This window comes from Shewanella sp. MTB7, from assembly GCF_027571385.1.
Classification (GTDB): Bacteria; Pseudomonadota; Gammaproteobacteria; order Enterobacterales; family Shewanellaceae; genus Shewanella.
The window spans coordinates 578701-602362 of the sequence record NZ_CP085636.1; the positions used below are offsets into that span (position 1 = coordinate 578701).

The following is a 23662-nucleotide window of genomic DNA, read 5'->3' on the forward strand; positions in this document are numbered from 1 at the left end:
CCAGTTTAAGATTCTTTGTTATCGCTGAGTTTGATAGGTAAAAAATGGGTGTTCGATAAGATTGGTTTCAAATGCTTACAATTATAAATATTCTTTAATGCAACTATGACCAAAAGTACCTGTCAAATTCTGCAGTATTATCCATAATTAATAACAAAGTCGGTAATAGGAGGCCAATGTGAGAGTTTTTCCTGTCTATGCACCTAAGCTTATTGTCAAGCATGCACGTATATTCTTATCTGGAGTGATCTGGGTTAAAGATTTGGGGCGATTAGAGTTTGATAAAGGGAGGTTTTTATTGCCAAGAAAAAGCTTACCAGAGGTAAAGCTGGTGGTACTTGAGTTAAATGAATTGATTGAGACTCAAAGTAGCGAAGCGAAGATAGCGTAAATCTTCGCATTCGTACCATACTGAATTTTTAGTTCACTTCATCATTGAGCAAGCCAACGAGTCCGGTCACTTTTTCATTCCAAGAGTTGAGATCTTGACTTAATTGCTGGTTTTGCTCAGTCAGGCTGGTGCTCTTTTGTTTCTCTTCTTCAAGCTCCATTTTTAGTAGCTCGATAGTTTCAAGTGCTGCCTGGATTTTAGTCTCCAGTTTGGACAGTAGTTCAAGGCTCATGGGAGTCCTAGTAGTTTCTGGATGGTAGAGTGATTCTATCAGGGCAAGTACAGTAGTGAACAGTTAATTATGCTGAGTGATCAAAAAAATATCGATAATTTAGCTAAGATTGTATTTTTTTTATAATTGTTATTAAGTCGTTAGTATTCTTCTCTTTATCTTCCAATAAATCTCACCATTATAGCCCTATTCTAGTTCCAACTTTTCTTTATATGAATGTTTGACGGCCTATCACAGGTCTCTTAATAAAAGATAAAGGAGCCGTCATGGGGTTTTCAATTTTATTATTTATTATTTTTTCTGGTTATGTTCAGGCTGAGCAGTCATTAATTGACTTTAAAAAGCAGAGTACAAGTATTCAGCCCTATATTGTCGAACTGTACACTTCACAGGGGTGCAGTAGTTGTCCACCCGCTGAGAGTTGGCTTTCAGGTTTTACTGAGCGTGACACATTATGGCAGGATTACTTCCCCTTGGCCTTCCATGTTACTTATTGGGACTACATAGGTTGGAATGATCCTTTCGGTCAGCAAGGTTTCAGTCAACGCCAATACGATCACCTTAATTTAAAAAATACAGCTCAAGTTTATACTCCACAATTTATCATCAATGGAGAGGAATGGCGTGGATGGTTTGCTCGAGATCTACTGCTTGGTTTTAATAGGCAAGAGCAAAAGGTCGGTATTTTAGATGTCATGATTAAAGATGAAATATTAAAGGTAACATTCTCTGGTACGGATACTGACAAAAGCGATAAGTTGGAGCTGCATTTAGCTTTAGTCGGATCAGAGATGAGTACTTATGTTAGGCTTGGAGAAAATCGTAATTCACGTTTGCTGCATAATTTTACAGTGCTGAATCATCAGGTATTTGAATCAAGTGTCATCTCATCCCATTGGCCAGAAGTGACCTTTAATGGGATCTTAGAGGACGTTAATGCTAAGAAAGGTAACCCTGAACGCTTGGCATTGGTTGTCTGGATAGAGCGTAATGGTAAAGCGATTCAAGCAGTGGGAGATTGGTTAGTGAAGTAAAGAGTTAGATCATTGATGGATATACAAAAGCCCCTTGCGGGGCTTTTTTCTACAACTGTTTTTTCTTAGAAACGGTAGTCAACACCAAGGTATAACTGTTGGCTGTCGTTGAGCGAATTATTAACCGTCACATTGGTGATACCACCCATACCTTGAGTGATGCTGTACTGATTTGTCTCATTAAGATCTTGCTTAAGGTAGCGGTAACCTATCTCTGTACTTAAGTTATCGTTTATCTTATACATCAGACCCGTTTGACCACCCCAAACGAAGTTATTGCTTGAGCTGATTTGGTCTGTACTTGGGCTTGTGTGATTTACACCTGCACTTGCACCGATGAACCAGTTTAGTTTATTAGAAGCGCCTAATCCTACTAGATAGTCATATGACATTAAGACACTTTGCTGTTTTGAATAATCATCAGAGTTATATGAGTAAGTACTATAAATACGGTTGTTATCATTTAAGTAAGCACCTACGCGTACTTCATATACCGCATTCTTGTCATCATTTTTCCAGTAATCAGTTTGCGCATTATATGCCGGGTCAAGAATATCAGCTGCTGTTGATGAAGACTTATAGGTGTTTTGCTGAGCACCAACGGTACCACCGACAAACCAATCTGCTGCCATTGTTGGAGCTGCAATGGCGGTTGCTAAAACGGCGACTAGTGCTAAAGATTGCTTTTTCATAATTGACTCTCACTCTCTGAATAATAAGGTGTTTGTTTCGTTGAGTGCATAGTAGATGTGATTTGCTGAACAACAACTGAACCGTCGTTTAGTACAAGTGTTTGTATCAAATAGATGTTAACCGCTGCTCTTTTTGTTGCGCGATTGGGGTTATTGGTGTCTTTGTGTTGTTGATCTGTTTTCTTTTTTGTTTGAGTTATTATTTGTCTTAATTAATTTTATAGCCAATTTTTTTATGTTGTTTACTTTTATCTGTAATGTTTTTCTAGTTTTATTTCATGTGCTTGACATCAAATATACCTTCATTCATCCTTATGTGCTTTCATTCAATATAGACAACAGATCCAGTCTGTTTAACGCCACTTCTATCTGCTTTATATACACTATCAATTAGGTTCATTATTAATATGCAAAAAGTTTGTATTCGTTTCTCTCTACTATTCACCTTGGTGTTGAGTGGTTCGCTTAATGCTATAGAACGTGAGAGAGTCGTCGGTGAAAAATACAATAGAACTTTTCCTATCTGGGCGCAGGAGGCTATCGACCTAGGTCACGAATTACCTAAACCTTATGGCTTCTCTTTGAACTACATGAATATGGATCAGCCTTTGGTTGTAGATTCCGTCAGTTTCTCAGGTTTAGGCACTTTGGATGAGATGCTCAGTATTAAGGGGAGTGAGGCAGTACAAGACTCAGAAACCTTGACCTTGAGAGGCGATGTTTGGGTGCTACCATTTTTGAATCTCTATGGCGTGATTGGCCATACCAAAGGCAGCAGTGTGGCAAATGTCCAGCTAGAGGCTGATTGGTCTTCACTGTTACCGCCTTGGATGTGCACTGTAAATCCGTGTAATGCCACCAGTGATCCTTTCGGTTTTGTGTTGGACTTTAAAGGCACGACCTACGGTGTAGGTGGCACAATCGTCGGTGGTATCGGCAATTGGTTCGCGTTACTTGATGTCAACTATACCAATACCAACTTGAACATCCTAGATGGTGAGATCAGCAGTATTGTTGTGTCTCCTCGCGCGGGCTATCGAACAAGCTACAACAAGCATGATATTCAAATCTGGATCGGCACTATGTATCAAAACGTAGAGCAGACGTTTAGTGGCAACATGCGGGACATCGGTTTTCCTCTTGGCGATGCTAAGTTTGAAGTTAACCAACACCTTGAAGATAAATGGAACGGTTTGCTGGGAAGTCAGGTTGGATTGACTAAGAACATTGATTTACTGGTGGAATTTGGCATTGGGACGCGTAGTAGCTTCATGATGAGCTTAGGCTACCGTTTTTAATCGTTAAAAGACTTCGGCGATGGGTATGCGCTCTATCAACAGATGCTATTGATTAGCAGTTGTGCCACAAGGTGTACATGGGATCAGCCACAACTGGACCGAAATGGTCAGTTAAACCATTAAGGCATTTGTACAATGATGAATCGTCGGATCTCACTGTATAGCTTGATTGCATTCATTAGCGCTATGTTCGTTAGTGCTTGTAGCAGTGACTGGCAAGTGCGGGCATTACCGAGTGAACTTGCGATAGAGACAGCACTAGATAACGACCCAGATCTCAATCTGTTACATGGGTTAGAGCTACAAGAATTGCCCTTGTTGCAGATGCCTGAAGCTGTCCGCCCTTGTTGTGCTTTTGGCAATGCGCAAAAGGTAAAAATTGGTTCAGTACAAGTGCCTTTTTTTCGATATGCCAATACGCTAGCGGTGGATAACGTTGGTCCACACGCCTATGAGGCTGGGGCTTTTAGCTTTCAAAAAGGAGCCCCCGATGGCCGTCGAGGCACGGAAAATAATGGTCAGATGTACACGCTTCGAGGAGGCTTTATTGACTTGGCACATGTGCGTGATACGGCCGATAATGCCATTGCGCTTTTTTACCGTATTTACCCAAAACTAGGCCAGGAACAAGTCATTGCTCTTCCAGAGGAGATTGGCCCAAGAACTATTAAATTAAGCGAATTTGATAGTTCACAATTAAACGGTCGACAACGCTGGGAAGTCGCTGCCGCTATGGCGGTGAGGTTGGCGTATTTTATGGCCGAGGCCCATGAAATTGCGCAGTGGCATGGCTATCGTAGTTGGGCGCCATGGTCTGAAACCGTTTCAGCTTACTCTCCAGAAGATCTCTACTCCAATATGTTAGGAGCTAAGATAGCTTTGGCTTTGTTAAACAATAATTTAGCGATGAGCACCGAGCTGTATAACCAACATATGAGTCAATGGCTGGCGGCAAGTTTACACTGGTTAATGCCCGTTACTATTGAGCAAACCAATGCCTTGTTTGATGTGGTTGATGGTCATTGGTGGGATTCGAAGCAAGCACTGCCGAATAAGTTTATGCTGCTAAAACGTCATTATGAGTTGGGCGACAAGCAGTCACCGTTCTTAGTTCCAGAAACCTTAGCTCAGTCCCACATCAAGTGGACTGAAGTCGAAGCTCTCTATCAACAAACCCATCAAGCACATCACTTATCTATAAGTCGCACGATTCATGGGATTGATATTGATGCGGTTGCTGAGCAAAAGCTCGTTGTTGCCGATAAATTTAAGGATTCGTTTAAGCATATTCCAATTGAACTTTGGCGGAGTGGCTTTACTCAAGTCGACTTCTATCAAATTAGTCAATATAACCAGGAGCAAGATAATCTTGAGTTACAGCAGCATCAACAAACCACTGATATGGCTAAGTCACAGGAAAAATGATAAAGCCAATTTATTGATGAAAACTTTCCTCTCAACGTTGACAATAATCTGGGCTAGTTTATCGACGCCTGTATTCGCTGTGGAAAACACGCCTATTGTTAATGATATTCACGCTCTCGCGTCGATAATACCAAGTGTAGTGCCGGAGTCTGTTCAAAGTGAACCAACTCTTGTTCCAGAATCAGAAGGTTGGATCGAAGACTTTTTGCAAGCATTGGGTGCGGATGGTGAATTCAATCCAGATAAGTTGATCGATTTTAGTTATTTGCCTGGACCTTTTTACAATCCAGAGATGGATTTAGGTGTTGGTATCTCGGCGGTGGGTTTGTATCAATATGATCCTAAGGATGAGATGAGCCAACTCTCTTCTTTAGTGATCAATGGGCTGGCTTCAACCAATGGAGCGCTGGGGGTTACCATCGCAAACAAGACCTTTATCAATCAAGATGAGCAGCGCTTCTATCTCAACGCTGAAATTTTTGATGCGCCAGATGTATTCTACGGTGTGGGCTATGACAATAACTATGATGAAGTTAATAAAGTTGAGTTTAATCAGCGGATCGTGTCGATCAACCCCAAGTTTTTACAACGTATGAGTGCCACCAGTTTTGTTGGTGTTGGCGTTGATTATAGCTATGCTGATGCGAGTAAAGTCGACCGGTTAGATTCCAGAGTTGATACTGATATTCTTAATGAAAGTTCGCGCAGTGTTGGCGTTAACGTGTTGCTTAGTCACGACAGTCGAGACAATGTCTTAAACCCACAGTCTGGGCGAATACTCGAAATTGATGCGGCATTTTATCGACAATATCTGGGCAGTAAAACCGACTTTGATGTGTATAACGCCTTATATAGTGAATACATGAAAACGGGCCGTGGCGAAGATATTTTAGCCTGGCAAGTGCGTGGTCGATTCACTTCAGGTGATCTACCTTGGGATCAGCTTTCTAAAGCTGGTGGCGGTGATCGACTACGAGGCTATACCTCGGGACGTTATCGTGACAAACAGATGCTGATGACGCAAGTGGAGTACAGGCTCAATCTTACTGGGCGTCACGGTATGGTTTTTTGGGCTGGAGTTGGAGCGATAGCCAACGATATCAGTAAATTTGACGCTAGGAAAGTCTTACCTAACGCTGGAGTGGGTTACAGATTTGAGGTTAAACCTCGGGTTAACTTAAGGCTGGATATGGCATTTGGCGATGGGGATTCTGGCTTCTACTTTAACGTTAATGAAGCATTTTAATCTGCTGACTGACATGAATAACCCAAATGGGCCCAAGTGAGCCCATTTTTTTGCTCTATCGACGTGTGACTTACTTATTTTGCAAAATAAGCTTCGTTAGTGCCGTATGGGCCTAAGTTTAGGTCACGCTTACGGATTTCATCAACGCGATCAAATGCTTCTTCAGCTACGCGTAGGTTTTTAACGTCTTTACGCCAGTAGTATTTAAAGCCGTTAAAGTGTGCGTTGTTCGGGTACCAGTACATCACACCTAAGCCTTTGTCAGACACAATAGGTGTGTTGTGGATCGTAGCACCAGGGATGTAGAAGTACTGGCCAGTGCCAAGCTTCTTGAACTGGTTATCGGCAAGTGTTTGACCTTCACCGTTTACTACGTAGTAGCACTCAGGTTGACCATGGAAGTGCGGCGCGTGGTCTGATTTCCCACCGTCAGTGATGCCGATAACCATAGGGCTATCTGAAAGCTCTTTCCAAATATAACCAACAGGTGATTTTGATTTATCACAGTCTTGAATTTCTAGTACGTTACCGTCATCATCTAATGATTTACAAAATTGCTGATCGGCAGCGATACTGCTGTTTGATTTAATAGTGCTAAAGTCAATTTCACCCGCTTCCCAAGCTGCGATATACGCTTCAACTTCTGGGTTGCTACACTGCTCAGGCATGGTATTTTGTGGCGAATATGGTGTGCTGTCATATGGCACTGGCGTCATCTGTTGGTAGGGCAGTTGTGCGTGGTTACACTGTGGACCTTCTGCCATGACTGAAGTCGAAGCTATCGCGGCAATCCCAAACATCATTTTTAGTTTCATTACTCTCTTCCTATTAAAATCAAGCCCAGCTTAAAGCTGCCGTATTGTGCTTGTAATTATTTGCATGAACTAACAATAAAGAGATAATTACGCCGTAAAGTTGAATTGGATCACGCCGCGTTTTTATCAGCAAACTTATTCGTGAACTTGGTCGCGAATATTCTTTCCTTTGGTGTATTTTAAATGTGAAGTTGCAAGCTTAATTGGGCATAATTCGAGGCGCCTTGGACGGTTGAAACTGAGTCATAGGGCATAGGTTCATCATCTATTTGATAACGACCTACTTCAAAACCAAGCGCTAAGGCCGGCGTTAAATTAGTGAATAAATTGACTCCGGCATGAAAGCGATCTGTCTGTTCGACATCAGTGACCGTACGTCCATAGAAAAAACTTGAGCGAGTGTGCGTCGACCAAAAGTGGCGGTAAGCAAACATCGCAGCGGTGGTGATTTCAACTTCACCATTAATGATGTCTCTAGCAGCGTCGGTACCGACATAACGACCTAAATTTCCATGGTGCAATTGCAATCTAATATCATTCTTGCCAAAGGTGTTGAGTTTGGCTGCCAATGAAAAGCCTGTGCCAAGTTGTGTTGTTTCAGAAGGGTCTAAATAGCGAAATAGGCTGGATAGGGAAATATTACCCCAATCGCCTTGCTGGTTATAGCGAATGATAGCATCGGGGACGTAATCATTATTGGTATCGATCCATAACTTATCAGTGATTGTACTGCCTACTCTTGTGCCATAAGTGTAAGGGTTTTCTAGTGAGAGTTGCCAGTTGTCAGTGCTGTAGCGAACTAATGTTTGACGCACCATAGTTTGTCCGACTAAGGGGCCACCTAAATCTGCCGTTTCGGCAAAGGCGCTGGTATTGACCATTGTTGACCAAGTTTGTCCGGCGATAACGTCTTGATAACCGATATAAGCATGACGTAAGCGCGGACTATAGGAGTTAGAGAATATGGCATTGCCCTGTGTGGAACCTGTGAAGTCAATTTCGGCAAATCCTCTGACCTCACCGCGGGTTATTGCTATATTGAAGCGGCTTTCAGCTGCACTGAATTGGCTTCGTTTAGCGGATTCAGTGATGGTACCTCCACCGGTCCAACTGTCTTGATAGGCAATGTTACCGTCAACATAGCGAGCATTGGTTTTTAGGAAGCCACCAAAGTGGTATTCCATTGCTGTTAGTGGTGATGAAAAGCCAGCAATAAAGCAAACACAAGTGGAGATTGTTGTTATCGATTTCATGGTTATTTCTTGTCGAGAGGAGAGATAAAAAAGCCCTAAAAAGGGCGCGATCTATTGAGGGAATAGCAAGCAGGGGGCCGTTTTGTCCCCAAGCTGGGAGAATCTAAAACTATTTATAGCGTGGCAGAAGCAAGAGACTATGGTCTCGCTTCTGCCGGTAAACACTTTGCTTACTTCATCAATTGCGATTGTGGTTAGAAGTAGTAGCCAAAGTTAATGTTAACGCGCTTGTCCCAGCTGTCGCCCATTTCTGGAAGACCCACGTGGTCGTTGTTAGCGGTAGAGAACGTCATGTTCTTACCCATGACGAAATCGATCATGGTGTAAGTAGGACCTGCTGAAACGGCACAACCTGTTACGTTCTGTAAGCTGTTATCGTAGCTGTCGTCATCCACATCTGGTGTCATCAAGCCTAAGTCGTTATAACATTTCACACTGCCCCAATCGGTAACGAAAGTTCTAGCGAGGTTAAGGTTATAAGCTTGGCCTTTTGAGGCTATTTCATACTGCCAACTAACAACCGATACGCCAATTTTGTTGGCATCTTCTGCGTCAGCCGCATTGTATTCATACTGCATAGCTTGCAGCTGTAGATTCCAGCCTTTATAGCTGCTATCTAAATGTAAAGCGACGGCATAACGGTCACCATTATTGGCGGTTTTACTGTTATAAATTTGACCATACTGTACAGAACCGCCAAAGGTTGTTTGACCACCTTCATGTGTGGCAGTATAAGTTTGGCGTAGGTTGAGCTGGTTGGTCTCTTCATTGAAATACTCAGTACCATTGATGGTACCTGTGTATATATCAGTTGAGTAACGCTTGTTCTCAGCAGCGCCATATTCAGCACTCTTGTAGAAGGCTAAATCTGTGTGCCAGCCATTCTTTTCGTAAACAGCTTTGATACCAGTATCATGATCATCTTCGAAACCTAGGTAATAAGGGATGCCAAACCAGTAGCTGTTTGAGATGAAATCACGGTTACCAAATGGCACTTTGTTAATACCAACTTGCAGTTGCCAGTCAGGGTTAACATCGTAAAAGCCATAGCCATACTTAATGTAATTACTGCCTGAGGTAAAACGATATTCAGCCGCTAAGCCCCAATCGCCATGCTTGCCATCAAACTTGATCGCAGCCATATCAAAGTTAAAGTCGCCGCCTTTATCTTTATTGGCTTTATCATAATCGCGGTAAGCGTAGTTAACGCGCACTGCGCCGCCAATCTTAATACCATCTTCTTGCTCGGCAGCCATTGCTGTTGAGCCAGAAAGTGCAATTGCTGTAGCCACTATAGACAACATAAACTTAGTGGTTTTTTTCATCGTCATTACCTATTCATATTTTATATTATTGAAAATAAACTAGCCTAATTACATCACTTCAAACCAAGTGCGATGACACTCAGTACAAACAGGGGCTTTTTTCTCGTGTTCGCCGTGACATGCTAGGCAACTTGCTCCTTGGTTGTAGTGCAACGACTTGTGAGGATGGGCTTCTGGAATCGCCAATTTACTTTCGTCCACTGTTATGCTGTTGATGTCGCCATGACATTCAACGCATGCGGCGTCAGTTGCATTCTTTTTACCAGAACCTTGATGGCAAGTTTGGCAACCATCTTGGTAGATAAATTCATGGTTTACACGCCCTTGGGTGCTACCTTTCATCTTAACTAGGTCACCGGCCATAACGCTGCCAGATACAGCAAGGCTAAGTAATGTGCTTAGTAATAACGTGTTCATTAAACGGCTCCTTGAAGATCGGCTTTAATGGTTTCAGCCACAACGATACCCATGGCTAGACACTCTAGGCAGGATGTAGAGCTCAAACGAGCCTCACCGTGTGTCCCTCCGGTGACTTCACCGATTGCATACAGGTTCTTGATTGGTTCCATTGAGCGACCATCAATCACGCGAGCGCCTAAATCCGTTTTTAGTCCACCCATGCAGTAATGCACTTTTGGCCAAATGCGCGAGACAACAAACGGGCCAGTTAGTACTTCGGCTGTATCCATTTTACGGTTAAATAGTGGGTCTTTACGCTCTCTAACATGCTGGTTGTATTCAACAATGCTGCGCGATAATTCAGCTACTGGGATATCGAACTGGGTCGCTATTGCATCTAGAGAGTCGAGCTTCCACGCCATCTTGTCTCTTAGAGCACGTACAACACGGTCGTCATTGGCATAGTTGTTATAATTAAAGAGTACGACTGGATAAGCTGGGCTACCATCGGCATTTCGGTTCTTCATGATGGCTTCAGAACAGGTCTTGCGGTCTGCACGCTCATCCATAAAACGTTTGCCGTTAAGTACGTTAATCGCAACACCTTGGTGCCAGCCGATTGAAAGCAATGCGTTTGACCAACCGAATCCACCTTCATCTGGCGAACCCCAGTGACCTGTTTGGATTAGGTTCATGTGCACTGGCAGTGCACCATAAGCCATTGCTGTTAGCGTCACTTCACCCGTTGCGCCAAGGGCGTTAGTGCAATCTAATGTTGGATCAAGTGATGGGTCAACGATTTCTCGAAGCGCCATATTGCGAGCAAAACCGCCATTAGCTAAGATCACAGCCTTATTAGCTTTAATGAAAACGCTACTGCCTGTTTTTAGATCTGGGAAACGATAATGCTTACGCACTTTTACACCGATGATCTTTTGACCATCCATGATGAAGTCTTCGATATAGTGCTGTAGACGGTAATCCACACCTTCCTTTACGCCTGCTTCATATAGCTTGGTGGTGATATCACCGCCGGTACCATGTTGGGTACGAATAGCACGAGCCTTGTTGTGCCCACCGACTTGAATGTTGAAACCGTCACGGAACTTAACGCCGGTGTCGATGCAAAGATGGTAAGCATCTAAAGCACGGTTAGCGATAAGACGCAACGAAGCCTCGTTGTGCATACCACGACCAGAGATGATCTGATCTTTCACTAGCTCTTCAGGCGAGTCGTCATTGACACCTTGTGCTAATTGGATTGGGTTTTTAGGAATCGCTAACCATCCCCCGTTAATGGCTGAGTTACCACCAATCACTTGCATCTTTTCTAAAAGGAGTACTGATCCCACGTCTTTGCGTCTAGCATTTAGCGCTGCTGAAAGGCCGGCAAAGCCAGAACCTACGACAATGACATCGACGGTTTCATCCCAGTTAATCTCGCCACAAGTATTCGCTTGTACAGTTCCAGATAATGTGGCCGCCAAACTACCAACAGCAGCTCCTGCGCTGAGTTTTAAAAAATTTCTTCTACTTTGCATTCTGTGATCCTCAAAATGGGAATGAGGTAACGATAAACACAATTTCAATGGCTAAAGGTGAACTGAGTCACGTCATTTTTTCAGTGACAAATTTATTCGTGAGTTAGATCTCGAAGATCTTTTCTCACTAAAGGGGGTCGTATTGATTGGCAGCTAAGTGACGTGGCTAGGTTAATGTGAACCAAGATTCATTAGCGTTAATGTTTGCTTGTATGATGTTACTCACAAAGGTTACTAATAAAGCTGTATTAGCGTGAACTTAATCCCGATTAGTGAAGTGAAACTATAATCAGCAATTGCAGACAGCGCATAATTGCCTAAATTTGTACAACCGACCTTTTATAGATGAAATGCCCTACTGAAACATTGTCAATGCTACGCTGCAATCAAATACTTGATGCGGCGGAACGGCTGATTGAGACGCAAGGTATTGTGTCATTTAAGTTCTCACAGTTGGCGAAAGAGGTGGGGTGTTCTACTGGTACGTTATATAAATTATTTGAACGTAAAGAAGATGTATTAGTCTGCTTGTTTTTACGCAGTGCGACCTCGAATCATCTGCGGATATTCATTGATAAATATCCAGATTTGACAGCCCAAGAAAAAGTACTCTTGCCGATATTGTTTACCTTTGAAACAATAAAACGCAGTAAGAGTTTTTTTACACTTCGCTCAGTGTCGGTTAATACCATGGTGTGGCAATTAGCCAGCGATGAAAAAGTGAACCGTTTTAAAAAGCGTATCAATGCTTTTTGGCAATGGTTTACAGACTCTCTTAATGAAGCTGTTGAAAATGGAGAATTAGAAGCCACGGAACTGCAAGTTAAAGAGCTGGTACAAGGATTCACCTTTTACCTAACGGGCTCGTTAACTCAATTCGAGAGTCAATTGATCGACACTAAATATCTAGGTGACAGACGAGAAACATGTTACCGACACTTAGCTAAGTTAATGGGACAATATAAATGGCGTAAACCGCTCACCCATGAGCTGTTTGATTCACTTGAGTCTCGCTCATCAAACTTTTTTGATAAACATTATCGTGATCACATGTCTTGCGCTGCTTGTAGTGCATTGAGTTGCCAAACGACGACGGCTTGTTCGCGAAATAAGATCACAGCATTGCGCTAGTGACTTGATAGAGTTAGCTTTGTTGTTACATTATTAAAATGAATACTAATATTCTATTTTAGGTCGGGTGAGATTAACTGTTAGCCATGAAGTTGGCCAACAGTTCGATCATGCTAATGTTGATGTTGCTCTTCATCACAGGGTGTTTTTGACGCTAAATTTTGCACTGGATAGGCAACAGCCTCAATGCCTTTAATGTAATATCCCGTTTTCGCAAACCCTGTTTGCTTACTTTTAACACTCAGAGTACCGGATATATAGATAGGTTGTTGTGGATTCGGTATCGCGATAGCGGTATCAAATTCAACATGAATTAATTGGTTTTCAGGAGATGGGGGCTTGTGGAAGCAGGCACCTTGTTGTGGAGTCAATAAAAAATGGCGAGTCACCCCTTTTTTACCGTCTAATGGCACAACAAAGCCAGGAATAATGACATTTTTACCCTCTAGCTCCTTATTAATATTTGTCGCGACAGGTAACTCTGCAGGTCCTGGTGCTAAGTTGTTCCATAGGATAGGCATGCTCTCTTCGGCGAATAGGTTGGAACTAAAGAGTAAGCTAAGGGCCAGAATTGTTTTTTTCATGGTGAATGATGAAGCCAATTATTATTGGCCTCACTCCTTGGGTTAGATTAAGTTTGTTTACTTAGATTTTTGAATAACGTCCCAACCGTAACCACCATTGCCTGAGCGCACGAGCTTAGAGTTGGTGTAAGGGATGAAGTCAAACATCAACTGTTCACCTGGACCTACATCTTGTGGCCACTGGTACTTAAAGGTTGAGAACTTGCCATCGAGTGGGAACCAGTACATGTAGATTAGGTCTTGATCATCAAATGTGTTTGGCGTGTAGTGCATTGCTTTACTTGGGATCTCAATATAATCGCCAGCGCCAAAAGGTTGCATACGCTCTTGAGCCCAAGTTAATCCAGCACCTGTTAGACCGTAATAACATTCCATTTCACGGTGATAATGTGGCGCAGCAGTACCCGGTGCCACACGTACCAAACCAATAACGGTAGGCTCATCGTTTAGCTCTTTCCAGCACATGCCCACTTCTGAATCACTGGCTCCGCCTTTTGGACAAGAGATAAGGTTACTTGGGTCATCGACGTTCCAGGTTAACCAACCTGAATCGTTCGCGCCTTTACCGCCGTGGTCGTTTGACTTAACAGTATAGATATCTTTGGCGCCAGACTGGAAGTCTTTGAGATAAGCCAGCGCCTGCTTTTGCTTACACACCATAGGCATAGCCTTAGTGGGTGCGTTAATGGTCGATAACGATGGCTGAGCATTGTGCCAAGGCTTATCGGCAGGTTTGTCACCTGCGGTAGCCATACCTGTTATCAGCATGGTTGACAAAAATAGTAGTTTTTTCATCTTCTCATTCTCTTTATTAGTTGTTTTTAATTGAATTTGGGATAGTCGAAATTGTGACAATCCATACAGATAGCATGTTTTTTAGTGTGTTCACCATGGCATTCCATGCAAGGTGCTTCTTGGCCGTAATGCATGCTGTCATGGGGGTTTTGCTTAGCATCATGACCTTCGCGTTTGGTTTGATCCGCGAGTTTAGTCATGTCATGGCACTGCAAACAAGACTCATCAGATGGAAAGCTTTTTAGTCCTTGGTCGTGACAGGTTTTACAACCAGAGTCGTAGACCGTTTCGTGGTAATCACGTTTGTCTCGTGCCTGTGCTGAAAGAGCGATAAAGCCGCCTAGTGCTAGCACAAGTAAAGTAGTCATTGGTTTCATATTGGTTTCCTTATGCTTTCATCATCGAGCGTGCGGCTGTTACACCAAAGGCCATACAGTCTGGTGTTGAGCAACCACCAAGGCGGCTAACACCATGCACCCCGCCTGAGACTTCGCCGGCAGCATAAAGATTTGGGATCGGTTTACCATTTTTAGCTGCGATGACTTCTGCTTTAGTGTTAATTTGGATACCACCTTGGCAGTAATGCACTTTTGGCCATAAACGTTGCACAATAAACGGAGCTGTCATATAAATACCTGTGCCCATATTCATACGCTTGCCAAACTGTGGGTCTTCTCCCGCTTTAACGTACTTGTTCCAGTCATCCACTTGTTTCTGAAATGGTTTTAGTGGCAGCTCAAAGTGTTTGGCAATGGCTTCAATGCTGTCAAACTCCCAAGCAACGTTGTAACGCAATACGTTATCCATCGATGGATCTTTCTGCGCTTCATGTTTAGGTGCAATCAAGAGTGCAGGATGTGGCTTGCCGTCTTTGTCACGACGTTGTATTTCTAAATCTGCGCGATGTTTACGGTCTGCAGTTTCATTCATAAACCGCTCACCAGTATTACGGTCAATGGCGATAGAGTGAGGGAAGTTATACAGGGAGAAACCTGCTCCGTAACCAAAGCCACCTTCATCGGGAGATGCCCATGGACCCGATTGAATAAAGCTTAAATGAATCGGCATCGCCCCTTCGGCAAGCATGGCGATAAGGCCATCGCCGGTGGCACCGCGAGCATTGGTGTGACCTACTTCATCGCCTAATGTTGGGTCGAGCGCCTGACGAAATGCGACGTTGGCTGCGAAGCCACCAGTAGCAATTAACACGCCTTTTTCGGCTCTTACATTAATGAGTGTTCCAGAATCTTCATGATCTGTTTGGTAATTCTTACGTACTTTAATTCCCAGTACAGTGCCATCTTCGGTGGTAATAAGGCCTTCAAATTTATGACGTGTCTTCGTCTTCACACCATAGCTCCGCGCTGTCTTGAGCATGGGGCGGATAAAGCCAGCACCGCTACGTTCTACGACTTGGTGACTACGGGTCACACTGGTACCACCAGTATTAATAATATGATCGCGATAAACACAGCCACAATCTTTAGTGAGCTGGTATACATATGGTCCTAATTCAGCACTGTGTCTGAGTAATATCTCACTGGCATAACCGCGACCGGAAGCAAGTTGATCTTGCACCATAAGATCGACGCTATCTTTGATACCGAGTTTTCTCTGCAGATCGGTATCGGCAAAACAAGCCTGGCCAGCATTGAGGGTACTGTTACCACCATAAACGCCCAACTTTTCAAATACGACGATATCTTTAGCGCCGAGCTTACCCGCTTCAACGGCAGCTGCAAGGCCAGCAAAGCCTGAACCAACGATAACCACTTCATGCTCTTCATCCCATATAACATCGGATGAATTGGCACTTACTGATAATGGGGCTAATGCACCAATGGCAGCAGCTCCAACCCCAAATTTTAAAAATGAACGTCTTGTTTGCATATTATTGTCTCCAATTAACTTGGAATAAGAATAGGCCTGTTACCAATGACTAAATATGCTTGAAATCACACTTTGGATTTGGGGGTAAAGATTTTTGTGGACGTGTTCAAGAAAATCTTTCTTTTAAGTATCTAATTATAAAAACCAGAATTAGGATGATAGTTGAAATAATACTTGGGACTGACATATGAAGTGTCCGGCTACTAAATTTGATGCATTTCGATGTAACCAGCTATTAGATGTTGCAGAGGAACTTATTGATAATCATGGTGTTGTGTCATTCAGGTTTGCTCAGATAGCAAAGGGCGCAGAGTGTTCTACAAATACACTGTATAAATACTTTGAATCTAAAGAAGATGTTCTCATTTGTTTGTTTTTAAGAAACACAGCTTCAAGTCAAATCCCCATTTTTTTAGAAGATAACTCTAATCTAAATATTAATGAGCGTGCCGTTTTAGCTATTTTATTTACTTTTGAAATTGTGAAACGCAGCCCAATATTTAATATTCTTAGAGTTGTCTCCATTAATAGTATGTTTTGGCAATTGGCTAGTTCAGATAAAATTGAGATTTTAAGGCATCGTGTAAACCTATTTTGGAGTCGAATTAAACGGCCGTTAGAAGATGCCGTTTTAGCTGGAGAGCTACAGGCGAACGAGCAAGATATCCGCGATCTTAGTCAAGCATTGTACTTTTTCCTTGCTGGAGCGGCTTCATCTTATGAAAGTCGTTTGATGGAGGCTCAATATTTCATTGCTGATGATAACACTGGCTTTAGGCATATCAGTCGATTAATAAATCAATATCATTGGCGTAAGCCTATAACACAGGAGATGATGTTAAGCTTGTCACTACGTATCAAGGTATTTCTCGATCATAGTAAAGGTAGGGTAGGCACTTGTGACACCTGTCTTGCTATAGGGAAACAGTCTGATTGCCATTCTCGATGTGGTGAATAGATGGCTAAGCTTGTTTTGTTACCAGCTTAAGTTTCTTGTGCTAGCCCCCGTTTTACTTGACTTTATTGTGACCACTGAATAGGCTGCTCAATCAGTATTCAAGGTGGCATGCAATGCAAATAAACTATAATTTAAAATCTGCGTTAGATCGCCGTACCGAGCAGTTCGAGCCCGAAACAAATGTGGGCTTCGGTAATCTCAGAACCGATCATATGTTTTTAATGGATTATTTCGATGGTCAGTGGCGTGATCCTAGAATTGTACCTTATGGACCCTTTCAGGTAGCGCCAGGTGCAATCGCTTTACACTATGGCCAATCAGTGTTTGAAGGGGCTAAAGCCTTTAGGCATGATGATGGTGAGATCTATACTTTCCGTTTAGATAAGAATGCCGAGCGACTCAATCGCTCAGCCGATATCTTATGTATTCCAGGCTTGCCTGAAGCCATGCAACTTGCAGGCATCAATGCGTTAATTGATGTGGATAGACTCTGGTTTCCGATGCAAGAGGATGCTTGCCTTTATATCAGGCCTTTTATTTTCGCAACCGAAGATAGATTGTCAGTGAGTCCAAGTCAGCAATATACTTTTTGTGTGATATTAAGTCCTAGCGGTCCCTATTATTCAGATGGATTTGATAAAGCAATCCGTTTGCTAATCAGCAAGCGCTTCCATCGTGCAGTTTCCGGTGGAACTGGTGCTTCTAAAGCGGCAGGTAACTATGCCGCGTCATTGAAGGCGGGTAAAGCGGCTGCAGAGTATGGCGCAGCTCAAGTGCTCTATCTTGATGCGAACAACAAGCAGATAGAGGAAGTGGGTGCGATGAACCATTTTCATATATTGAAAGATGGCACAGTGATCATTCCTAGCTTTACTGACACGATTCTTAAATCAATCACCTCTCAATCTATATTAGATTTAGGTGAGATATTGGGTTGTGAAGTACGTCAGGAGACGGTGATGTTAGATAAGTTCATTCATGATATCGAGTCGGGTGAAATTATCGAAGCCGGTGGTTTTGGTACGGCTGCAGTTGTTTCGCCAGTGGGATCATATATCTTCGAAGATAACCGAATCGTTACCGTTGGTGATGGCCAAGTGGGTAAACATACTCGCCATCTATATCAGGTGTTAACTGACATACAAAAGGGCAACATTCAGGGGCCTGACGGCTGGATACAGCATGTAGAGCGTATTCCTTCTGGAGGCTAAGCTAATCTTATACAGATTAGTATTATATCTAGACACAAAAAAAGCGCCTTGAGCGCTTTTTTTGTGTCTACAATATTAATGGAATTAATTTATTTGAGCCGTAATGCTCACTGCTTGATGTCGATGATTCATTTTCGTCGCCATAAAAGTTTGCTTAGAAAAGTCTGCATACATCTGTTGGTCAACTTTAAAATTTCCGATAACTTTGTCAAGATGTAGATTCTCTATTTGACCATCGTGGTTAATGGTAAACGTGGCGGTAAAGCTGCTTCGATTATTATGTTCATTTAGCAGAGAAGACCAATCTAATACTCCGTCTTTTACCAGCCAATATTTTCCTAGTTCAGTGATATTGACCTTCAATTCATTCGAAGAGCTAACAAAAGGTTGAGAATTGTTGGAGCAGCCTGATACTAATGTAATGAGTGCGACGAGTAAAATAGCTGGGGTTCTCATTGAGGTTTGTTTCATTTTGATCACTTTTAGATATGGTATAAAACATATTGATTTGTACCAATCTAACAATATTAGTAAGTTGGTATATTCTTGACGCAATACTAATGATTTGCACTTGACATTGCGAGTTAATAAAATGATAAACCTCATATTTTAACATTAGTTATTTAGTTATTAACTACAGTCAGTCAAATGTATTTTATTTTCTATTTGCGTAAGTATTTAGCTTATTGCTAATAAATGAATTGCTTGATATTGAAGTGCTAAAGTATTTATTTCAATATCAAGCTGGGAGGTTATTACTTATCTTTTTTAGCAACACCATGCTTTAACATCACTTGGTGTATCTGCTCATCTTTCTCTTCCCACAATTGATTTAACCAACGCTGGAATTCGACGCGATATGCGGGTTCAGAAAAGTAACGTTTATTATCAACTTCTGGGACAGGTAAGATTTCAATTTTAACGATGATTTTCTTAATCTTGCCATGCATCACCTCAGACAAAGGGTCTGACTTAGCCTCTGGATAAACTAGTGTGCAGTTGAGCAGGTGAGTGAACTGCTCTCCCATAGCAGAAAGCGTAAAGGCAATTCCACCGGCTTTAGGTCTTAGCAAGTAACGATAAGGCGAATCCTGACGGGTATGTTTATCTTCGGTAAAACGGCTGCCCTCAACATAGTTGATAATTGACGTTGGCATAGTTTTAAACTTTTGACAGGCGCGACGCGTAGAGATCAGATCTTTGCCCTTAAGCTTTGGGTTCTTTTTCAATTTAGCGGGGCTGGTACGGCTCATAAATGGCATATCCAGTGCCCAGCAACCTAGGCCTAAAAATGGTATATACATTAACTCTCGCTTTAGGAAAAACTTGAGCATGGGGATATTATTACGCAGCACATAAGTTTGCACCGCAATGTCGAAACCACTGAGGTGATTGCTGATAAGTAAGTACCAGCTATTTTTATTTAAATTTTCTAGTCCCTGAATATCCCACTCGATATCAGCAAGTAGATAGAGAATACCACCATTACAGGTGGCCCATGCCCACATAAATCGGTTCATGATATTCGTGAGGATATTTCGGCCCGCAGTAAAAGGCACGAATAGTTTGATAATGCCGCCTATGCTAATTAGACCTGCCCACACGGTAGTGTTAATGGCTAAAAGCAGTGAACTCATAAGGTATAGCATTGAAGCTGGTAAAAAATTTAGCATTGTACAGTCACACCTTCTGATTTACTTTATTGTCTTTGGCTAACAGCTCCAACGTTTGATCTTTCTCTTGCCAAATGTGATTAAGCTGTTCTTGGAATGCGATCTTAAAAGCCCTGTCTTTCATATAATCACCACGCATTTCGGCTGGGATCTCAGTGACTGTGATATGAACATGAACTTCTTTCATTTGACCACTAATATACTCCCAATAACTCGGCACCTTATCTGGATAATAGATAGAGACATCCACCAGTTTATTAATATGTTCGCCCATGGCTGACAATGCAAAGGCAAGGCCACCCGCTTTTGGTTTAAGTAAATGTTTAAATTGAGAGTTTTGTTGTTGATGTTTTTCTGTCTTAAAGCGAGTGCCTTCAACAAAGTTCATCACACTAACAGGCTTAGATTTGAACTTGGCACAAGCTTTTCGTGTGATCTCAATATCTTTGCCCCTCAGCTTAGGGTTTTTTCTGAGTTGAGCTGGGCTATAGCGGCGCATGAACGGAAAATCCAGTGCCCACCAAGCTAGACCTAAAAAGGGCACGAAAATAAGTTCCTTCTTGAGAAAAAACTTCAAAAAGGGCACTTTTCGATTTAAGACTCGCTGTAAAATTAAGATATCAACCCAAGATTGGTGGTTGGCAATGACCATGTACCACTCTTTTGGGGTGAGTTCCGCGTCACTATGTAGATGAATTTTTACCGGATGAAAAATACGCTCGATAACCCCATTGATAGAGATCCAAGCAGTAGCACAGTTATCCAGTAACGATGAGATCGCGGTTCGAATAAAAGGCACGGGAATTAATTTAATCGGGCTTAACAAAACAATGGGGAGTACCCAAAACAGCGTATTAATGACCCAACAGACAAAAGCCAGAGAGCCCTTGATTAAAGAACAAATTCCACCCACGTAACATCCCCTGATACAAATTGGAGACTCATACTACTCTCAGTAGGGCTTTTGCTCAATATTGATGTGTCAGATCAGTGAAATTTTCATTTTTATGGCATATTAATAGCTGTTTATGTTAATAACTGCTTTTTAGGCTGTTTAGCAACCTGTCCATTGCACGGTAACCGAGTGCCTGAGCAATATGGTTACGCTCTACGGTTTGACTCTGTTGCAGATCTGCAATGGTGCGTGATACCCGTTGTAGGCGATGAAAACTGCGTATCGACAGATTTAGTTTATTGACGCTTTGTTCCAGAAAAAGCAGATCTGCTTGTTTGAAGCGACCCAGTTCTTTGAGTTGTTTACCGGTCAACTCACTGTTGAGACATCCGGCACGACTAAGCTGTATTTCTCTGGCCTGTTTTACTCTCTGTGCTATTTTGGCGCTGGTCTCCGACTTGGTATCAGTTTGGGTTAGTGCCCCTTCAGGTAGTCGTGGTACCTCTATGGTGAGATCGAATCGATCGAGAAAAGGACCTGACAGGCGTGAAAGATAGCGCTGTATCTGATCCGGCGTGGCTCTGGCATTGTCTATATCACCACAAGGACTGGGATTCATGGCTGCGATTAACTGAAAGCGACTTAAGAAGGTGAGTTTAGCGGCTGCGCGGGAGATCACTACTTCACCAGCCTCCATAGGCTCACGAAGACAGTCGAGTACTTTTCGGGGGAACTCAACCACCTCGTCAAGAAATAGTACACCGCGATGGGCCAATGATATCTCGCCGGGTTTCGGTATGCTGCCTCCACCTACAAGTGAGATAGCTGAGCTGGTATGGTGTGGATTTCGAAATGGGCGAGTATAAAACTGTTTAGGTTGGATCTCATGACCAGCGACCGAATGAAGAGTGGCAACTTCCAGTGCCTCATCGTAACCCAGAGGTGGTAAGAGCTGCATCATGCGGCTGGCCAGCATACTCTTTCCTGTTCCTGGGGGACCGAGCAGTAAAATGTTGTGGTTACCAGCTGCGGCTATCTCTAATCCATGCTTGGCATGGTATTGGCCTATTACTTCGCTGAAGCAACCATGCTCTGATACAGCCTCATGTTCTATCCACTCTAAGCCTGGCTCTATACCCGGTAGGGGAGATTGGCCATGGAGGTATTCACTTAACCCTTGCAGATGAGAGGCAAAGTGAACCTTGTTATATCCCACAAGCTCAGCATCGGCGCGGTTATCCAGTGGTATAACGAGTTTGGTATCTTGCTTACGAGCTTCGACAATAACCGGTAAGAGTCCATGGCTATGTCTGATGTGACCGGATAGTGCGAGTTCACCGACAAATTCATGATCGATAAGTGCTTTCTTAGGGATCTGTTTCGAGGCTGCCAATATACCTATGGCAATAGGAAGGTCATAACGACCTCCCTGCTTAGGCAGATCTGCTGGCGCTAAATTGACGGTTATTCTACGCATGGGGAATTCGAAGCCAGCGTTGATGATAGCGCTGCGTACCCGTTCTTTGGCTTCCTTGACTGAGGTTTCTGGCAAACCAACTAAGTTGAATGCAGGTAGTCCATTACTTAGATGAACCTCAACGGTAACGGGAGGAGCGTCGACGCCTTTGCTGGCTCGTGTGGCGACACAGGCGATGGCCATAAACAAATCCTTTTGCAAATAGAGCTACTGTGTATCTCTATTTATATCGCAATATAGAGAGTTGATTTTAATAAAATATCAATTATATAGAGTGTAGCAGGGGAAATGTTTCATAGCTTAGTTAGCCGAAATGATTGCCCTTGGTCATTGCTATATTTTTGGTAAAATGGTCGGATAGAGTACTTGGGTAAAGCCTAATGTTTGGCATACTAGTCTCTTGTTTAAAGTAACTATGGAGTGAATAATTATGACATCTTACCGCCCCCTAAACGCTTTGTTGTTCATTGGCATTTTTACCGTGACTAATGCTACAGCTGGTACTTCAGATAGTTATTCACTTACTTTAATGCCTGAGAACATTAAACAGCCTTATGTCGAGGTTAAGGATGAGATCACCCTAACTGGCGCAGCCCAGTTAACCAAAGAATTTGCCCAATCTGGTTATAAATTGGATTTAGTCAGACAAAACTTTAACGTCCCTGAGCTGTATGTGATGAATTTGCCGGACGATCTGAATAATCAAACGGTCGAGAATAAGATAGATAACTTTGTGCGTCTGTTACTGCCTAACGTGTTGGCGGTAAATCAGCAGATCCTAAAAGTGAGGGCCACCTTAAAACAGATGGTAGAGAGACCAAGCGCAAGTTTAACCTCTAAGGATCAAGTTTGGTTACAAGCCTTAGCTAATGACTACGGTCTTAAAGACAGTGCAAAAGGAGGGCTGTCAAAAGGTGGTGATAATCCCGGGGTCAATATTCAGCAATTACTCCTCCATATTGATGTGATCCCAACTGGCATGGTGTTAGCTCAAGGGATTGATGAAAGTGGTTGGGGAACCAGTCATTTTGCGGTTCAAGGTAATGCACTTTATGGTGAACACTTACCGCAAGGTGGTGGGAAATATCTTACTACACCAGGAGGTCATGTCAAAGTCGCTGCCTTCGATAGTTTATATCAGGGAACTGCGGCCTATATCTATAACCTCAACTCAAGCCGGGCCTACCATGAGTTATGGCAACTGCGTGAGGAGCTGCGTGCTAAAGGCAAGCCTGTCACCGGATATGAACTGGTTGCAGCGTTAGCAAACTATTCAGTTCGTGGTCAGGCTTATGTGAATAACCTACGTAGCTTAATCGAGCACCATCATCTGGACAATTACGATAAGGTTGAATTAGACCCATCGTTGGGGCGTAAGCGTATCAAGTTTAACTAAA

General features: G+C 42.8%; 24 protein-coding genes. 9 read left to right on the forward strand and 15 right to left on the reverse strand.

The genetic code is table 11. The features are described from left to right. The first annotated feature begins 178 nt into the window (after positions 1 to 178). Positions 179 to 391, forward strand: a complete 213-nt coding sequence (locus HWQ47_RS02555) for a DUF1107 domain-containing protein (protein ID WP_269969635.1) — start codon at positions 179 to 181, stop codon at positions 389 to 391. A 28-nt stretch (positions 392 to 419) separates the two neighbouring features. Here HWQ47_RS02555 and HWQ47_RS02560 read toward each other — a convergent pair whose 3' ends face one another. Further along, positions 420 to 623, reverse strand: coding sequence for a cell division protein ZapB (locus HWQ47_RS02560; RefSeq protein WP_269969636.1), 204 nt, complete (start codon positions 621 to 623; stop codon positions 420 to 422). A 266-nt stretch (positions 624 to 889) separates the two neighbouring features. Here HWQ47_RS02560 and HWQ47_RS02565 point away from each other — a divergent pair, with 266 nt between their 5' ends. Next, positions 890 to 1657, forward strand: a complete 768-nt coding sequence (locus tag HWQ47_RS02565) for a DUF1223 domain-containing protein (protein WP_269969637.1) — start codon at positions 890 to 892, stop codon at positions 1655 to 1657. Between the two features lie 65 nt (positions 1658 to 1722). Here HWQ47_RS02565 and HWQ47_RS02570 read toward each other — a convergent pair whose 3' ends face one another. Continuing rightward, positions 1723 to 2349: an outer membrane beta-barrel protein gene (locus HWQ47_RS02570; protein WP_269969638.1), complete on the reverse strand. Its 627-nt coding sequence runs from the start codon at positions 2347 to 2349 to the stop codon at positions 1723 to 1725. 407 nt (positions 2350 to 2756) lie between these two features. On the opposite strand from HWQ47_RS02570, the gene HWQ47_RS02575 reads away from it, so the two are divergent. The 3 genes from HWQ47_RS02575 to HWQ47_RS02585 all read left to right on the forward strand — a co-directional run bounded on the left by HWQ47_RS02575 (position 2757) and on the right by HWQ47_RS02585 (position 6318). Next, positions 2757 to 3647 (forward strand): virulence protein, encoded by an 891-nt coding sequence (locus HWQ47_RS02575; RefSeq protein ID WP_269969639.1) that lies wholly within the window; start codon positions 2757 to 2759, stop codon positions 3645 to 3647. A gap of 135 nt (positions 3648 to 3782) precedes the next feature. After that, positions 3783 to 5072 (forward strand): DUF4056 domain-containing protein, encoded by a 1290-nt coding sequence (locus tag HWQ47_RS02580; protein WP_269969640.1) that lies wholly within the window; start codon positions 3783 to 3785, stop codon positions 5070 to 5072. A 16-nt stretch (positions 5073 to 5088) separates the two neighbouring features. After that, the gene (locus HWQ47_RS02585; protein WP_269969641.1) at positions 5089 to 6318 is read left to right on the forward strand and encodes a BamA/TamA family outer membrane protein; all 1230 of its coding nucleotides are present in this window, start codon (positions 5089 to 5091) and stop codon (positions 6316 to 6318) included. A 74-nt stretch (positions 6319 to 6392) separates the two neighbouring features. On the opposite strand, the gene HWQ47_RS02590 is transcribed toward HWQ47_RS02585, so the two are convergent. From HWQ47_RS02590 to HWQ47_RS02610, 5 genes are all read right to left on the reverse strand, one after another. Beyond that, positions 6393 to 7133 carry a cupin domain-containing protein gene (locus HWQ47_RS02590; protein ID WP_269969642.1) on the reverse strand — a complete coding sequence of 247 codons (741 nt, stop codon included), beginning with the start codon at positions 7131 to 7133 and terminating at the stop codon, positions 6393 to 6395. A 179-nt stretch (positions 7134 to 7312) separates the two neighbouring features. Beyond that, positions 7313 to 8386: a DcaP family trimeric outer membrane transporter gene (locus tag HWQ47_RS02595; RefSeq protein WP_269969643.1), complete on the reverse strand. Its 1074-nt coding sequence runs from the start codon at positions 8384 to 8386 to the stop codon at positions 7313 to 7315. Between the two features lie 194 nt (positions 8387 to 8580). Then, positions 8581 to 9711: a hypothetical protein gene (locus HWQ47_RS02600; protein WP_269969644.1), complete on the reverse strand. Its 1131-nt coding sequence runs from the start codon at positions 9709 to 9711 to the stop codon at positions 8581 to 8583. Positions 9712 to 9759: 48 nt separating this feature from the next. After that, entirely contained in the window at positions 9760 to 10128 is a 369-nt protein-coding gene (locus HWQ47_RS02605) for a cytochrome c3 family protein (protein WP_269969645.1), read from the reverse strand. Further along, positions 10128 to 11651: a flavocytochrome c gene (locus HWQ47_RS02610; RefSeq protein WP_269969646.1), complete on the reverse strand. Its 1524-nt coding sequence runs from the start codon at positions 11649 to 11651 to the stop codon at positions 10128 to 10130. Before HWQ47_RS02610 ends, HWQ47_RS02605 begins: the two co-directional genes overlap by 1 nt. Positions 11652 to 11996: 345 nt before the next feature. On the opposite strand from HWQ47_RS02610, the gene HWQ47_RS02615 reads away from it, so the two are divergent. Further along, positions 11997 to 12782 carry a TetR/AcrR family transcriptional regulator gene (locus HWQ47_RS02615; RefSeq protein WP_269969647.1) on the forward strand — a complete coding sequence of 262 codons (786 nt, stop codon included), beginning with the start codon at positions 11997 to 11999 and terminating at the stop codon, positions 12780 to 12782. A 113-nt stretch (positions 12783 to 12895) separates the two neighbouring features. Here HWQ47_RS02615 and HWQ47_RS02620 read toward each other — a convergent pair whose 3' ends face one another. From HWQ47_RS02620 to HWQ47_RS02635, 4 genes are read right to left on the reverse strand one after another with little or no spacing between them, the layout of a single operon-like run. Next, the gene (locus tag HWQ47_RS02620; RefSeq protein WP_269969648.1) at positions 12896 to 13366 is read right to left on the reverse strand and encodes a DUF3299 domain-containing protein; all 471 of its coding nucleotides are present in this window, start codon (positions 13364 to 13366) and stop codon (positions 12896 to 12898) included. A 57-nt stretch (positions 13367 to 13423) separates the two neighbouring features. After that, positions 13424 to 14161 (reverse strand): cupin domain-containing protein, encoded by a 738-nt coding sequence (locus HWQ47_RS02625; protein ID WP_269969649.1) that lies wholly within the window; start codon positions 14159 to 14161, stop codon positions 13424 to 13426. 26 nt (positions 14162 to 14187) lie between these two features. Beyond that, complete coding sequence (locus HWQ47_RS02630) at positions 14188 to 14538, reverse strand: cytochrome c3 family protein (protein WP_269969650.1); 351 nt, start codon at positions 14536 to 14538, stop codon at positions 14188 to 14190. Positions 14539 to 14548: 10 nt separating this feature from the next. After that, the gene (locus tag HWQ47_RS02635; RefSeq protein WP_269969651.1) at positions 14549 to 16051 is read right to left on the reverse strand and encodes a flavocytochrome c; all 1503 of its coding nucleotides are present in this window, start codon (positions 16049 to 16051) and stop codon (positions 14549 to 14551) included. 187 nt (positions 16052 to 16238) lie between these two features. On the opposite strand from HWQ47_RS02635, the gene HWQ47_RS02640 reads away from it, so the two are divergent. Both HWQ47_RS02640 and HWQ47_RS02645 read left to right on the forward strand, forming a co-directional pair. Beyond that, the gene (locus HWQ47_RS02640; protein WP_269969652.1) at positions 16239 to 17009 is read left to right on the forward strand and encodes a TetR/AcrR family transcriptional regulator; all 771 of its coding nucleotides are present in this window, start codon (positions 16239 to 16241) and stop codon (positions 17007 to 17009) included. A gap of 113 nt (positions 17010 to 17122) precedes the next feature. After that, complete coding sequence (locus HWQ47_RS02645; RefSeq protein WP_269969653.1) at positions 17123 to 18220, forward strand: branched-chain amino acid aminotransferase; 1098 nt, start codon at positions 17123 to 17125, stop codon at positions 18218 to 18220. An 84-nt stretch (positions 18221 to 18304) separates the two neighbouring features. On the opposite strand, the gene HWQ47_RS02650 is transcribed toward HWQ47_RS02645, so the two are convergent. From HWQ47_RS02650 to HWQ47_RS02665, 4 genes are all read right to left on the reverse strand, one after another. Continuing rightward, the gene (locus tag HWQ47_RS02650; protein WP_269969654.1) at positions 18305 to 18691 is read right to left on the reverse strand and encodes a hypothetical protein; all 387 of its coding nucleotides are present in this window, start codon (positions 18689 to 18691) and stop codon (positions 18305 to 18307) included. Between the two features lie 284 nt (positions 18692 to 18975). Continuing rightward, positions 18976 to 19893: an acyltransferase gene (locus HWQ47_RS02655; protein ID WP_269969655.1), complete on the reverse strand. Its 918-nt coding sequence runs from the start codon at positions 19891 to 19893 to the stop codon at positions 18976 to 18978. A gap of 7 nt (positions 19894 to 19900) precedes the next feature. Next, positions 19901 to 20806 (reverse strand): acyltransferase, encoded by a 906-nt coding sequence (locus HWQ47_RS02660; RefSeq protein WP_269969656.1) that lies wholly within the window; start codon positions 20804 to 20806, stop codon positions 19901 to 19903. Positions 20807 to 20924: 118 nt separating this feature from the next. After that, complete coding sequence (locus HWQ47_RS02665; protein WP_269969657.1) at positions 20925 to 22448, reverse strand: YifB family Mg chelatase-like AAA ATPase; 1524 nt, start codon at positions 22446 to 22448, stop codon at positions 20925 to 20927. Between the two features lie 247 nt (positions 22449 to 22695). Between HWQ47_RS02665 and HWQ47_RS02670 the strand changes: the two genes are divergently transcribed. Then, positions 22696 to 23661 (forward strand): glucosaminidase domain-containing protein, encoded by a 966-nt coding sequence (locus HWQ47_RS02670; RefSeq protein ID WP_269969658.1) that lies wholly within the window; start codon positions 22696 to 22698, stop codon positions 23659 to 23661. Position 23662: the final 1 nt, after the last annotated feature.

Excerpts from the sequence above, each read along its gene's own strand:
- HWQ47_RS02560 (WP_269969636.1), bottom strand. The coding sequence starts at position 623 with ATGAGCCTTGAACTACTGTCCAAACTGGAGACTAAAATCCAGGCAGCA.
- HWQ47_RS02565 (WP_269969637.1), top strand. The coding sequence starts at position 890 with ATGGGGTTTTCAATTTTATTATTTATTATTTTTTCTGGTTATGTTCAG.
- HWQ47_RS02570 (WP_269969638.1), bottom strand. The coding sequence starts at position 2,349 with ATGAAAAAGCAATCTTTAGCACTAGTCGCCGTTTTAGCAACCGCCATT.
- HWQ47_RS02575 (WP_269969639.1), top strand. The coding sequence starts at position 2,757 with ATGCAAAAAGTTTGTATTCGTTTCTCTCTACTATTCACCTTGGTGTTG.
- HWQ47_RS02580 (WP_269969640.1), top strand. The coding sequence starts at position 3,783 with ATGATGAATCGTCGGATCTCACTGTATAGCTTGATTGCATTCATTAGC.
- HWQ47_RS02585 (WP_269969641.1), top strand. The coding sequence starts at position 5,089 with ATGAAAACTTTCCTCTCAACGTTGACAATAATCTGGGCTAGTTTATCG.
- HWQ47_RS02590 (WP_269969642.1), bottom strand. The coding sequence starts at position 7,133 with ATGAAACTAAAAATGATGTTTGGGATTGCCGCGATAGCTTCGACTTCA.
- HWQ47_RS02595 (WP_269969643.1), bottom strand. The coding sequence starts at position 8,386 with ATGAAATCGATAACAACAATCTCCACTTGTGTTTGCTTTATTGCTGGC.
- HWQ47_RS02600 (WP_269969644.1), bottom strand. The coding sequence starts at position 9,711 with ATGAAAAAAACCACTAAGTTTATGTTGTCTATAGTGGCTACAGCAATT.
- HWQ47_RS02605 (WP_269969645.1), bottom strand. The coding sequence starts at position 10,128 with ATGAACACGTTATTACTAAGCACATTACTTAGCCTTGCTGTATCTGGC.
- HWQ47_RS02610 (WP_269969646.1), bottom strand. The coding sequence starts at position 11,651 with ATGCAAAGTAGAAGAAATTTTTTAAAACTCAGCGCAGGAGCTGCTGTT.
- HWQ47_RS02615 (WP_269969647.1), top strand. The coding sequence starts at position 11,997 with ATGAAATGCCCTACTGAAACATTGTCAATGCTACGCTGCAATCAAATA.
- HWQ47_RS02620 (WP_269969648.1), bottom strand. The coding sequence starts at position 13,366 with ATGAAAAAAACAATTCTGGCCCTTAGCTTACTCTTTAGTTCCAACCTA.
- HWQ47_RS02625 (WP_269969649.1), bottom strand. The coding sequence starts at position 14,161 with ATGAAAAAACTACTATTTTTGTCAACCATGCTGATAACAGGTATGGCT.
- HWQ47_RS02630 (WP_269969650.1), bottom strand. The coding sequence starts at position 14,538 with ATGAAACCAATGACTACTTTACTTGTGCTAGCACTAGGCGGCTTTATC.
- HWQ47_RS02635 (WP_269969651.1), bottom strand. The coding sequence starts at position 16,051 with ATGCAAACAAGACGTTCATTTTTAAAATTTGGGGTTGGAGCTGCTGCC.
- HWQ47_RS02640 (WP_269969652.1), top strand. The coding sequence starts at position 16,239 with ATGAAGTGTCCGGCTACTAAATTTGATGCATTTCGATGTAACCAGCTA.
- HWQ47_RS02645 (WP_269969653.1), top strand. The coding sequence starts at position 17,123 with ATGCAAATAAACTATAATTTAAAATCTGCGTTAGATCGCCGTACCGAG.
- HWQ47_RS02650 (WP_269969654.1), bottom strand. The coding sequence starts at position 18,691 with ATGAAACAAACCTCAATGAGAACCCCAGCTATTTTACTCGTCGCACTC.
- HWQ47_RS02655 (WP_269969655.1), bottom strand. The coding sequence starts at position 19,893 with ATGCTAAATTTTTTACCAGCTTCAATGCTATACCTTATGAGTTCACTG.
- HWQ47_RS02665 (WP_269969657.1), bottom strand. The coding sequence starts at position 22,448 with ATGGCCATCGCCTGTGTCGCCACACGAGCCAGCAAAGGCGTCGACGCT.
- HWQ47_RS02670 (WP_269969658.1), top strand. The coding sequence starts at position 22,696 with ATGACATCTTACCGCCCCCTAAACGCTTTGTTGTTCATTGGCATTTTT.